Source organism: Coleofasciculus sp. FACHB-542 (assembly GCF_014695825.1).
GTDB lineage: Bacteria > Cyanobacteriota > Cyanobacteriia > Cyanobacteriales > FACHB-T130 > FACHB-T130.
In genome coordinates this window covers 19753-31357 of record NZ_JACJPB010000052.1, presented here as the reverse complement: position 1 = coordinate 31357, position 11605 = coordinate 19753, and the positions used below count along the sequence as shown (strand labels likewise).

Sequence of the window (11605 nt, the reverse complement as noted above, 5' to 3'; positions counted from 1 at the left end):
TGTGATTCCAGTTAGATAGCAGTTAGTCAGAAGAAAAAATAAGCGATCGCATCTTCAGATTTTTTGAATTTGCAACTTAGGCAAACTCGATCCACACTGAGATAAGGATTTATTTCGGAGTAAAATCGGATGCCAAATTTGCTTGAAAGAATTACAGTTAATCCAAAACAGTGTGGTGGTCGTCCCTGTATTCGGGGTATGAGAATTCGGGTATCAGATGTGCTGGACTTGTTTGCGGCTGGTTTAAGTGCCGAAGAAATCTTGGAGGAAATGCCCGATCTGGAAATGGAGGATCTGAAAGCAGCACTCACCTACGCGGCGCGTAAAGTCGATCATCCAGTTCTGGTGGCATGACGATTTGGGTAGATGCACAACTGTCGCCTGGAATTGCACCCTGGATCGCGAATACATTTGGGGTGACAGCAGTAGCCTTGCGCGATATTGGTCTGAGAGATGCTGAAGATTATGAGATTTTTGAGGCAGCAAAAGCGCAAGGAGCGATCGTTATAACCAAGGACAGAGATTTTGTTGATTTGGTCGCTCGCTACGGGGTACCTCCACAAATTATCTGGTTGACGTGTGGCAATACATCCAATACGCGATTGCGAGAGATTTTGAGTGCAACATTGCCAGACGCTTTGGAGCTTTTGCGCTCAGGCGAGATGTTAGTAGAGATTAGCGGGGATTAGTCCATCAACGGAAGGACTAGCGATCGCTAGGTGATATTTTATTCGCACAAACCAGTTAGATGGCAGTTAGTCTAAAGCAGAAATAGGCGATCGCAACTTTGACCCTCTCGCTGCTTGAGTGCGATCGCCAATGTTTGCAGGATGATTATTCGGTCAATTCAAGCCAGTCAAGTACATCTTTTACGGTATGGTGATACTCGGTATCATGTCAATAACAGCCTATGCCTACCGCCGAAAAGGCTCTTGCCTGCGTCGGAGTATGGCAGAGGCTCTTCTTAAATGGATAATTATGGCTAAACTGGCTTGAGCCTGCCGTCCCTTGCTAACTCGTACTTGCTGCACCAGGGCTGGATTGAGAAAGCTCCCAGATGTCCAATTTTACATAAACGATAGTAGCCATAGGCTGTTTGGCACCCTGGAAAATCGCGGGGCAAATTGCGCCATTTAATTCCATTATCTGCTCGGTAGACAATAGCATTCAAAATCTCTCGTAAGTTAACCTCTCAGTGTTTACAAATCAGTGTTTACAAAAAGGCTTGGCACGGAGTAAAAAAGGTTCAATCTGTTGCTGTTCCTCATCGTTAAAGTCACTGTCGTAAAAGGGTTGACTCATTTGTTGCATCTTGTATCGATTATTTGATCTCCTGCTATATACTCGCTTCATATCTATTTACCAACTGTCTCTTACATCTCAAGTTTTCAGCCCATCAATTAACTACAGAAATACTTTGCTGATTTGCGTGTTTGCTTAGTAATTGTTAATTTTTTTACTAAATTTACTGTAAAGCAAAAAAAATGCTATGACTTGTTCTCTCAAATTTAAACAAACTAATCTCGACTCGCTCAAACCTGAATCTGTTTATAAAAAAATATTGCTTATTAAGAATTATTAAGGACTGATTTAGATTAACAAGGAAATACCGTATTTTTGCGGTTGCTGTCAATAACTTGCTGATTGTTAATATATCAATAAGCAATTAATTGAGATAGCTAGATATGGAAAATAAAATTAAGCTCGGTCAAGTTACCCAAGTCGGCTTTGGGACAATTATGGCACTGATGGTTGGTATAGGTATTACTTCTAAAATCAGTACAAATACTTTGGTAGAAGCAGTAGATTGGGTAACACACACTTATGAGGTTAAAGATAAACTGGGGGGGTTGGAAAAAAATCTAGTTGATGCAGAAACAGGGCAAAGAGGTTTCATTATTACGGGGAAAGACACTTTTTTGGAACCTTATAATAAAGCTCTTGAAATAATAAATAAAGATTTCAAGGAAATACAAAAACTTATACAAGACAACCCCAAACAATTGGAAAATTTGGCTAATGTTGAAGATTTGTCTCAAGAAAAAATTTCAGAATTAGCGGAAACTATTTCTTTAAAGAAAGCAGGTAAAGAAACAGAATTAAGAGCTTTAGTGCTTTCTGGTAAAGGGAAGCAAGTTATGGATCATCTTCGCGAAGAGATTGGCGAAATGATTGCCATAGAAAATGAACTACTGGATAAAAGGAAAGAAGAAGCTAAACGAGCCGAAGAAATATCAAATTTTATTTCTTTAGGCGGCACTGCTGCTGCAATAGGTTTAGCTTGTTTTACTTTATGGTTTATTTCTAAAAAGGTTGTCCGACCGATTAATGACGTGACTAGTGCGCTGGCTAGTTCTTCTACAGAAATTTCTACTGCTGTAGAAGAACAAGAACGTATAGCAACCAACCAAGCTGTTGCCGTTAATCAAGCCTGTGCAACGATGAATGAATTAAATGCATCAGCTCGGCAAGCATCAGAACAAGCAGAGGCATCGCTAGAAAGTGCAAGACAACTATTAGTCTTAGCAGAATCATCAACCAAAGGTGCAAATCAAGTATTAGCTTTAGCAGAATCATCAACCAAAGGTGCAAATCAAGTATTAGCTTTAGCAGAATCATCAGCCACAGGTTCGCGGCAGGTACTATCCTTAGCTGCATCGGGCAATCAATCTGTCATAAAAACTGTAAATGGAATGTCAGAATTGAAAGAAAAAGTTGTCGCGATCGCAGACCATATTGTGAGTTTAAGCGAACAAGCTAATCAGATTGGCAACATTAGCGCCTTAGTTACAGGCATATCTAATCAGACAAATATGCTGGCATTAAATGCCGCAGTAGAAGCTGTACGTGCAGGGGAGAACAGTAAAGGTTTTACAGTCATTGCTAGCGAAATTCGCAAATTAGCCGACCAAAGCAAAAAATCAGCAGAAAAGATTAATACGCTGATTTCCGATATTCAAAAGGCAATAAATTTAACAGTGGTAGTGACGGAACGAGGGAAGAAGAATGCCGATGAAACTATTGAAATGTCTAGAGAAACAGCCGATGCTTTTGCTAAAGTGGCTCAAGCAATTAATGATGTTGTCTTAGAGTCTTCTACAAATGTTACCCAAGCAATTAATGATATTGTGTTGGAAGCGTATGGTAGCGTAATTCAAGCGATTGAGGAAGTTGTTTTAAACAATCAACAGGACTCAATAGCAGCAATTAATGATGTTGTGTTACGCAGTCAGCAAATTTCTCTCACTGCTAAGCAGCAAGCTCTGGCGATTGAGCAAGTGGTAGAAGTGATGAATAATTTGAAACAAGGATCGGTAGAAACAGCAAGTGGTTTAGAGCAAACTAAAATTGGGATGCAAATGGTGAATCAATCAGCGCTTAATCTCAATGCGGTGGTTTAGTTGGACAGATTATAAACTGCTATACGTTTAAGTCATCCTCAGTAAGAGGGTCGCGACTGCGATGACAAAATAAAGCCGAGAGCGTGCTGTGATGAGTAACAATATCGATATAGAACTGCTGCATCTGTTCTAGAAGCTGCACATCCTGCATCAACAGAAAACCACGCGGGTCAGCTGTTAGGGAATTCTAGTTATCAGCAATTGGGCAACCTGTGGCTGTGGTCAACTTTTCGCGATCGCTCATAGATATCCTTACTTAACCTTGTTTAAGTCAAACTCTTAATGACTTCGTTAAATTAACCACGCTCATAACGACTCCGAATTGACAAGAGCAAGTTTTGGGAATTTCGGAACCATTAGGGACTCGTCGGAACATCACTTGAAGGCGTTTGAGATTAACGACTGGGAGCCGCTCAAATTCCACAGGCTTTAAGTCGTGCCATCCATTCCCCAAATCCCACACGGCGAAAGCGAGTAGGCTCGGTCTTAGTAGGTTCCAGAACTTGCCAAGAGTGCCGGGGAAAATGACCGATTGGGAGAACACTGCCATTGGAAGCGGACTCTTTAGCCTTTAAATCATTAAATTTGAGCCAAGTTCCGTTCTGCTTCCATCCCACAGCTTCTCCGAACTTGGTGTAATCTCGATTTACTTGAGAACTTTCCCAAATTTGCCGCTGAATGCCGAACCCAAAGCGATCGCCGCTTGCTTGTCGCCAAAGTTGGTCTAGAGTTTTGAGATGTTTACAGGGCATCGCCCGGATTTGTTCGGGTGTAATCTCGTCTACAGTCTGCTCAAGTGCCTTGGCATCCCCAGGAATCACCGCCTCTCGAAATAGATAACTGGTTGCCGAATCCATCCAGCGCCAATCCTGAGCTTGTGCTGCTTGCTTCAAATCGTAGGAAGGCCAAAAGCAACCCTGTTTAGAAATTGCACCATTTGTCATAGTGGCGTTGCAAAGCCGTGTATCGCGAAATCCTGTAATACCCGTATCGGTCAAATCCGCTCGATCGAGATAAGCCGGATCGTGCTTCACTTCGCTGAAGTCAGCTCCTACCAGTTTTGCCCCAATCAGAATTGCTCCCTGCAAATCAGCATCTCTAAAACGCGCACCATTCAGGCTAGCGTTGCTTAAGTCGGCCTCCCGGAGGATTGTGCCAGAGAAATTGGCTCTGGTAGCCTGAGTACCGGAGAGTAAAGCTTTAGTTAAATTTGCTTCCCGTAAGTCGGTGTCAATCAGGCGAGTAGCCGCACCAGAGAAATCTGTCCCTTGGAGGTTTGCCCGTCGCAGATTTGCCTCCGATAAATTTGCCTCTCGGAAAATTTGGCGGGAAAAATTGGCACCAGCTAAGTTTTTACCACTCCATTGCACAGCCCTCAAGTCAGGAATCTTCTCGTACCTACGAAGACGATGCCAGTGGGAGAAATTGAGTAGGGCAAAGATAGCGATCGCACTTCCTCCCAATCCTCCCAAGATCCACCACAAACTTTTTTTGTGCCACATCCTTATTTACCCGAAGTAAGAATTTTGCAAGCCTATCCTAAGCCACAAGTAAGAAAGCCGGCTTAATTCAAGCAATGTTTGGATTGAGGGGGCGTTTACAAACGTATTTTTAAAACTTCTGGGTCGCTTTCACCCGCGAAACGAACTGCGATCGCTAAAGTAAGAATTACAGCGCTCGCTATCTAGGACAAAGTTCGGGATGATGTAGTGCTGAACAAAATTGGCAGGAAGTCACGATGAAAACACGCGCGGCGATCGCTTGGGAAACTGGCAAGCCCTTAGAAATTGAAGAAATTGACCTGGAAGGGCCAAAAGCTGGAGAGGTTTTGGTTCGGATTGTTGCCACAGGCGTTTGCCACACGGATGCATTTACGCTGTCTGGTAAAGATCCAGAGGGCATTTTCCCAACGATTTTGGGGCATGAAGGCGGCGGGATTGTGGAAGAAGTGGGTGCTGGCGTCACCAGTGTGCAACCAGGCGACCATGTAATTCCGCTGTATACGCCAGAGTGCGGGCAATGCAAGTTTTGTCTGTCTGGAAAAACGAATCTGTGTCAGGCAATCCGCGCCACGCAAGGCAAAGGATTGATGCCTGATGGAACTAGCCGTTTCAGCAAGAACGGTGAAACTATCTATCACTATATGGGCACCAGTACGTTCAGCGAATACACCGTATTGCCCGAAATTGCGATCGCCAAGATTAACAAAGCCGCGCCGTTAGAAAAAGTTTGCCTCTTAGGATGTGGCGTTACTACAGGCATTGGTGCTGTATTGAACACGGCGAAAGTAGAACCAGGCTCAACGGTTGCGGTGTTTGGTTTGGGGGGAATTGGGTTAAGCGTCGTTCAGGGAGCCGTAATGGCTCAAGCAGGGCGGATTATTGGCATAGATATCAACCCTAGTAAGTTTGAACTGGCAATGCAGTTAGGCGCAACGGAATGCATCAATCCCAAAGATTACGAGCAGCCAATTCAGCAAGTGATTGTCGAACTCACGGATGGCGGTGCTGACTATACCTTTGAGTGCATCGGCAATGTCAATTTGATGCGAGCTGCCCTTGAAGCTTGCCATAAAGGTTGGGGAGAATCAACCATTATTGGGGTTGCGGGTGCGGGAGAAGAAATTAGCACTCGTCCGTTCCAACTGGTTACGGGGCGCGTGTGGCGGGGTTCTGCCTTTGGCGGAGTCAAAGGGCGATCGCAACTTCCCGGTTATGTAGAACGATATCTTGCAGGCGAAATTAAACTTGATGAATTCATTACTCAGACGATGCCACTAGAGGAAATTAACACAGCGTTCGATTTGATGCATGCGGGTAAGAGCATTCGTTCTGTGATTCTGTATTCGTAATATCATGTCCGCCTTGCCCATAATTAAGAGAACCCCACCCCGCCATAGCCTTAGCCTATAGCTCCGCTCCTCGCTTGCGGGGAGGGACTGGGGGTGGGGTTCTTCTCGATCGCGCAGAACTTGGTATGCAGCATTATCAGTCATGAACCAACCCATCCCGACAAACCTCACCTTAGTCAGCCGCAACCGGAGTTTCGGTGGCTGGCAATCTGTCTACCGCCATCACTCTGCGGTACTCGACTGCGAGATGAATTTTGGCGTGTATCTTCCTCCCCAAGCTGAAACGCAGTCGTGTCCCGTACTCTATTGGTTGAGTGGACTAACTTGCACAGAACAAAATTTCATCAGTAAAGCAGGCGCACAGCAATTTGCAGCGCAATACGGTGTAATTGTGGTTGCTCCCGATACCAGTCCGCGCGGCTGTAATGTCCCTGGAGAAGAAGATAGCTGGGACTTGGGAACAGGTGCAGGCTTCTATCTCAATGCAACGCAAATGCCTTGGGCAAGGCATTATCGGATGTATGACTATGTAGTTTCAGAACTGCCGGAAGCGATCGCTGCCAATTTCCCCGTCATGGCAATTCGGGGCATTTTCGGACATTCAATGGGCGGATATGGTGCCTTAGCGATCGCCCTGAAAAATCCCGGAATGTTTAAAAGTGTCTCCGCCTTTTCTCCAATTGTTACCCCAAGCCTTGTCCCTTGGGGACAAAAAGCGTTTCAAAATTATTTGGGCGACAATAAATCTGACTGGCTAGCTTACGATCCGATGCATCTAATTAAATCTGCTCCAGAAAGATTGCCCATTTTGCTCGATCAGGGAGATGCCGATCGATTTCTAGGCGAACAATTGCAACCCGACGTTTTTGCACAAGCTTGTGCAGAGGTAAATCATCCCCTGACTCTCCGCAAACAACCCGGTTACGATCACAGTTACTATTTCATTGCCTCATTTATCGGCGATCATTTCGCTCACCACGCTGCTGCTTTGACTCGACCGGGCTTTTGATTACTCTAACCTAATCAAAACCAATAAAATTTTATTTCCATTTCCCTACTAAATGGATAAAAACTATCTATGTTAGGTAAATGCGAATTAAATTTTGCGAAAAGCCAATCGAGTCATAAAATGAGAATACAAGGTGTTAAATTATCTGCCTTTGCTTTTCTTGTCGCTTTCACGCTAGTTGGTTGTTCTAAATCTACCCAAGGCTTAAAAAACTCCTCCCCGCTTCCATCAAAAGCTCAACCCGAGCGAGAAGTTAAAGTTGCAAAAAAACTTAACTTTCCAGGGGTTAACGTTGCTGCGAAAAAACAGGTGATTGCCAGAGGCGGAGGAATTACTTACCCAGGTTGGGCCAATGCCAATGATAATGTGGATTACAAAACAACAACAAATTATCCACAGCTAGGTCGATGGGGAAATGAAACGAATAATGGTAAGGGCACGTTTCAAGTTGTGGATTTGGGTTCCGTTTATCAACTTAATGGAGTCGGCTATAACATCGATTGGGATGGCGCGTTTAAGAATTCCTTGACATTTCGAGTCGAAGTATCAACAGATAACAAGTCTTGGCAGTTAGTTTCTAACATTGTTCATCCTTACGCTCCAACAACTGTTTTTAATAAACTTGATATTGATGTTGCAATCAAACCGACTGCTGCGAGATATGTCAAATATTGGGAACCACCGGACGGACAATGGAATGGTTGGGGTACTTTTCATCAACTCAGGGCTTATTCTTCAAAGTCTGTTAAACGGTAATCGCTACGCTGAACGCTCTAAGTAAAACAGAGCTATTAGATAAAGCTAAATTTGGCGAAGTTCGCGTTGCTTGCCGCTGCTGAATGGTATTAGCAAGTCAAGTACGCTATCGCCAGGTAGTTACAAAATTGTTGGTACGATCGCTACTGAATTGGTGTTGTTGATGAACGATTGCAAAACCAGTATGGATAGAAAACTTTCCCCAAGATACTCATAACAGCGCACTTCGAAAAATAAGAGCTGATGACCCAGTGGTGTAAAATCCTAGATCCTAGAGACAGTTAACGGCGGTCAACGGAGTCTAAACACAATGGAATCACATCGGAAGCCAACAGTTGTAATCACGGGTGCCTCGTCAGGGGTTGGTTTGTACGGTGCAAAAGCGCTTGCCAAAAAGGGATGGCACGTAGTGATGGCTTGTCGGGATTTGGAGAAGGGGAAAAAAGCTGCCGAAACAGTGGAAATCCCCCAAGACAGCTACACCCTCATGCAAATTGACCTAGCTTCTTTGGAGAGCGTTCGCCAGTTCGTGAATAACTTCAGAGCTAGCGGCAAGTCCTTGGACGCATTGGTGTGCAATGCCGCAGTTTATCTACCTTTATTAAAAGAACCTATGCGGAGTGCCGAAGGTTATGAACTGAGTGTGGCGACGAATCACCTCGGTCATTTCCTGCTGTGCAACCTGATGCTGGAGGATCTGAAAAAGTCCTCTTATCCAGATCGCAGACTTGTAATTTTGGGAACTGTGACGGCAAATCCGAAGGAGTTGGGAGGTAAGATTCCGATTCCAGCGCCTCCAGATTTAGGCAATCTCCAGGGCTTTGAAGCTGGTTTCAAAGAACCGATTGCGATGATTAACGGCAAGAAGTTTAAACCAGGCAAAGCTTACAAAGATAGCAAGCTTTGCAATGTTTTAACCATGCGGGAACTGCATCGGCGCTATCACTCTTCCACAGGCATTACCTTTAACTCCTTCTATCCGGGATGCGTTGCAGATACGCCCCTATTCCGCAACCACTATCCTCTGTTTCGGAAAATCTTTCCGCTGTTCCAAAAGAACATCACCGGGGGATACGTGTCTCAGGAGTTGGCAGGGGAAAGGGTTGCAGCGATTGTTGCCGATCCTGAATACAAGGAATCCGGGATGTATTGGAGTTGGGGAAATCGCCAGAAACCCGGTCGTCAGTCTTTTGTGCAAGAGGTTTCTGACGAAGCCAGCGATGATAACAAAGCTCAAAAGCTGTGGGATCTCAGTGCTAAGTTAGTTGGAGTAGCGTAACGAAGACTGTGCGTTAGCGAATTATTGGTCATTCTTGAATATAGCTATCTGGTTTTGATGTTGTCTGCCGAAACATCAAAACCAAAGCTAAACCTTTAATTGCAGCACTAATCGGAGGTAGAATCATTGCCCCGCCTAACGCAGAAACTGGAATCCACCAACCCGCTCTCGAAATCTGTCGCTTCAGCAAGAACCATTGTGCAGTTCCAACAATTGCTTCATTTATTGCACCTATCTTAGATAGGCTAAAAAGCTCATACGAATTACTTAGATCCAATGATATAAAGTCACTAAAAAAATCAGATAGTGCGTTTGTAGATATAGAGTAACTCGCTAGCACACATACTGGTAAAGCTACCGCCCCGCCTATAGCAGACGCTGCAATCCACAAACTCGATCTCTTAATTCGCCGCTTGAGCAACAACCATTGGAAGCAACCCAAAATAGCCCATACAACAGTCCAGCCAAAGGGAAATCCGTTGCTGCCAAAACCTCCAGTCAAAAGTGTTACAAAAAAGCCAGTAACAATCCCAAGCAAACTACCTATAGTAGATAAAGCAATCCAGCCTAACCAAAACTTCCATTCCGCACTCTTTAGCATTACGAAGTTAGAGGAGTTATTCATAGACCTCTGTTAAAAAAATTAGATTAAAATTTTAGCCGTTTTTCCCGGCTTGGGTGTGTTAAATACATATTTATTTGCCCAATTGTCAAATTGTTGATGGTCGCAATGAATTGTCACGCAAGCAGGCAGAAGTCTTGGTTTCAAGCTTTCTATAAAAGTGCTTGCACTCAACAGCAGCTTACTTCATGTCTGAACAAGACCAGCTCGGCAGAAATAACCCACCATGAAAACTCTCCCCCTGCTTCATCAACTATGTGAGGGGTGGGTAGTAAAGCTGATTGTCATTCTTTAGGTGGGTATTTTACCAAACATAAAATATAGCCTCAAAGCCATTCACTTTGAGGCTATTCTCCTTCAAACTATTAACGCTTGAAGTAAGACGATCGCGGCTTTTTTATGGCTGTTACTGACCAGGAGCTTCCGGACTATCGGCAGCAGGGTTTTGTTGACTGCTGGATGTTGAATCTGTTGCACTCGATTCGTCTTGAGCTGGAGTGCGATCGCTCTCACTTTCGGACTGTGTGGGAGCAGTTTGTGTCGAAGGTGCTTGTTGAGCCTCAGGCTGCTTTGGCTCAGCATTGGGCACAGTAATGTTGATGTTAGGTGCCGGAGCTTGCTGTTGAGGTGCCGGAGCCTGCTGTTGAGGTGCCGGAGCTTGCTGTTGAGGAACTGGAACCAAAACATCCCTAGTTCTTTCAATGATCGTGGTTTCTTTTCTAGGAGCTTGCTTTGCTTCAGGAGCTGGCTTCGCTTCAGGAGCTGGCTTGGCATCTGGTTGTCTAGGAACCACAATATTTGGGATAACCGGAGCGGGTGCCTCATTCCGTTGGTTTAAAAAGAACCAAGTACCAGCGGCCAAGCCTACCAGCGAAGTCAGGAGCAAGCCAATTACCAAGCCACTCGCGGCATTGTTGTTATCCCGAACCGCTAAATTCTCTTCTTGGTAGCTGCGCTCGGAGACTCGCCCGCTAACGTAACCATCCCGGTACGAGTCAGCGTTAGGTTTAACAACGCCATTATTAACTGTTTCTGTTCGCGTTACGTTGGTGTGAGTATGACCGTTAGCGTCATTGTAAGAATCCTGACGAACTTCACGGTTATAAGTTTGGTAATCCTTTGGATTAGTCATAGCTGTTGATAAACTCCAAAAAAATGTAGATAAAATAGAACCTTGAAAGTCTGTCGGCGTGACGCACTTTCTTTCAAAAAAGAATTCTTAGCTTTGTTGTAGTTTGATTCGCTACTTTTGCTTGAATTGTTTTCAGAATAACTTTTGCAAACGCACGAATGGCTCTATCTCAAGAGCGGATTGTTACTTCTATCAAAGGACTGACTGTTTCAATAACTGCTATAAGCTATTAGCGAAAGCTGATAGATATAAAACAAACTTAGTAAAGCGAAACAACTTTCAATTAGAGGCGTACCTTTACTAAATCTTTATTTTTTTATAGACAATCTTTACTAAATATTTATAGATAAAAACAACCAGTTATGCTGAGTATTAAGCTATTTGTAGCGGTGAGCGTTTATAGAGAAATGGCACTGACATAAGGAGAAATGCGAGAATTCGTAAGTTTGTTCCGTGCGACTAAGCGTTACCCAACATTTCAAAGGGTTTGGCTGGGTTCGTCGAAGGAAATCCAGCCTACGAGCTTCAGGCTTAAGTCAGTGACTCATGGCAAAG

At 44.2% G+C, this 11605-nt stretch carries 10 protein-coding genes; 7 read left to right on the top strand and 3 right to left on the bottom strand.

What is annotated here, in order from left to right:
* Positions 1 to 129 precede the first annotated feature (129 nt).
* The 3 genes from H6F52_RS21290 to H6F52_RS21275 all read left to right on the top strand — a co-directional run bounded on the left by H6F52_RS21290 (position 130) and on the right by H6F52_RS21275 (position 3401).
* Positions 130 to 354, top strand: a complete 225-nt coding sequence (locus H6F52_RS21290) for a DUF433 domain-containing protein (RefSeq protein WP_190416124.1) — start codon at positions 130 to 132, stop codon at positions 352 to 354.
* Positions 351 to 689 (top strand): DUF5615 family PIN-like protein, encoded by a 339-nt coding sequence (locus tag H6F52_RS21285; protein WP_190416125.1) that lies wholly within the window; start codon positions 351 to 353, stop codon positions 687 to 689. Before H6F52_RS21290 ends, H6F52_RS21285 begins: the two co-directional genes overlap by 4 nt.
* 996 nt (positions 690 to 1685) lie before the next feature.
* Complete coding sequence (locus H6F52_RS21275) at positions 1686 to 3401, top strand: CHASE3 domain-containing protein (RefSeq protein WP_190536678.1); 1716 nt, start codon at positions 1686 to 1688, stop codon at positions 3399 to 3401.
* A 413-nt stretch (positions 3402 to 3814) separates the two neighbouring features.
* Here the strand turns inward: H6F52_RS21275 and H6F52_RS21270 are convergent, their stop codons facing one another.
* Complete coding sequence (locus H6F52_RS21270) at positions 3815 to 4903, bottom strand: pentapeptide repeat-containing protein (protein ID WP_190536677.1); 1089 nt, start codon at positions 4901 to 4903, stop codon at positions 3815 to 3817.
* Positions 4904 to 5139: 236 nt separating this feature from the next.
* Between H6F52_RS21270 and H6F52_RS21265 the strand changes: the two genes are divergently transcribed.
* From H6F52_RS21265 to H6F52_RS21250, 4 genes are all read left to right on the top strand, one after another.
* Positions 5140 to 6252 carry an S-(hydroxymethyl)glutathione dehydrogenase/class III alcohol dehydrogenase gene (locus H6F52_RS21265; RefSeq protein WP_190536676.1) on the top strand — a complete coding sequence of 371 codons (1113 nt, stop codon included), beginning with the start codon at positions 5140 to 5142 and terminating at the stop codon, positions 6250 to 6252.
* 142 nt (positions 6253 to 6394) lie between these two features.
* Positions 6395 to 7261, top strand: a complete 867-nt coding sequence (fghA, locus tag H6F52_RS21260) for an S-formylglutathione hydrolase (protein WP_190536675.1) — start codon at positions 6395 to 6397, stop codon at positions 7259 to 7261.
* Between the two features lie 69 nt (positions 7262 to 7330).
* Positions 7331 to 8017 carry a discoidin domain-containing protein gene (locus tag H6F52_RS21255; protein WP_190536674.1) on the top strand — a complete coding sequence of 229 codons (687 nt, stop codon included), beginning with the start codon at positions 7331 to 7333 and terminating at the stop codon, positions 8015 to 8017.
* A gap of 310 nt (positions 8018 to 8327) precedes the next feature.
* A complete protein-coding gene (locus tag H6F52_RS21250; protein ID WP_190536673.1) occupies positions 8328 to 9296 on the top strand; it encodes a protochlorophyllide reductase in 969 nt (322 codons plus the stop codon).
* Between the two features lie 28 nt (positions 9297 to 9324).
* Here the strand turns inward: H6F52_RS21250 and H6F52_RS21245 are convergent, their stop codons facing one another.
* Together H6F52_RS21245 and H6F52_RS21240 are read right to left on the bottom strand one after the other, a co-directional pair.
* Complete coding sequence (locus H6F52_RS21245) at positions 9325 to 9921, bottom strand: hypothetical protein (RefSeq protein WP_190536672.1); 597 nt, start codon at positions 9919 to 9921, stop codon at positions 9325 to 9327.
* Positions 9922 to 10324: 403 nt separating this feature from the next.
* Positions 10325 to 11050, bottom strand: coding sequence for a hypothetical protein (locus H6F52_RS21240; protein ID WP_190439546.1), 726 nt, complete (start codon positions 11048 to 11050; stop codon positions 10325 to 10327).
* Positions 11051 to 11605: the final 555 nt, after the last annotated feature.

Excerpts from the sequence above, each read along its gene's own strand:
- H6F52_RS21290 (WP_190416124.1), top strand. The coding sequence starts at position 130 with ATGCCAAATTTGCTTGAAAGAATTACAGTTAATCCAAAACAGTGTGGT.
- H6F52_RS21285 (WP_190416125.1), top strand. The coding sequence starts at position 351 with ATGACGATTTGGGTAGATGCACAACTGTCGCCTGGAATTGCACCCTGG.
- H6F52_RS21275 (WP_190536678.1), top strand. The coding sequence starts at position 1,686 with ATGGAAAATAAAATTAAGCTCGGTCAAGTTACCCAAGTCGGCTTTGGG.
- H6F52_RS21270 (WP_190536677.1), bottom strand. The coding sequence starts at position 4,903 with ATGTGGCACAAAAAAAGTTTGTGGTGGATCTTGGGAGGATTGGGAGGA.
- H6F52_RS21265 (WP_190536676.1), top strand. The coding sequence starts at position 5,140 with ATGAAAACACGCGCGGCGATCGCTTGGGAAACTGGCAAGCCCTTAGAA.
- fghA (WP_190536675.1), top strand. The coding sequence starts at position 6,395 with ATGAACCAACCCATCCCGACAAACCTCACCTTAGTCAGCCGCAACCGG.
- H6F52_RS21255 (WP_190536674.1), top strand. The coding sequence starts at position 7,331 with ATGTTAGGTAAATGCGAATTAAATTTTGCGAAAAGCCAATCGAGTCAT.
- H6F52_RS21250 (WP_190536673.1), top strand. The coding sequence starts at position 8,328 with ATGGAATCACATCGGAAGCCAACAGTTGTAATCACGGGTGCCTCGTCA.
- H6F52_RS21245 (WP_190536672.1), bottom strand. The coding sequence starts at position 9,921 with ATGAATAACTCCTCTAACTTCGTAATGCTAAAGAGTGCGGAATGGAAG.
- H6F52_RS21240 (WP_190439546.1), bottom strand. The coding sequence starts at position 11,050 with ATGACTAATCCAAAGGATTACCAAACTTATAACCGTGAAGTTCGTCAG.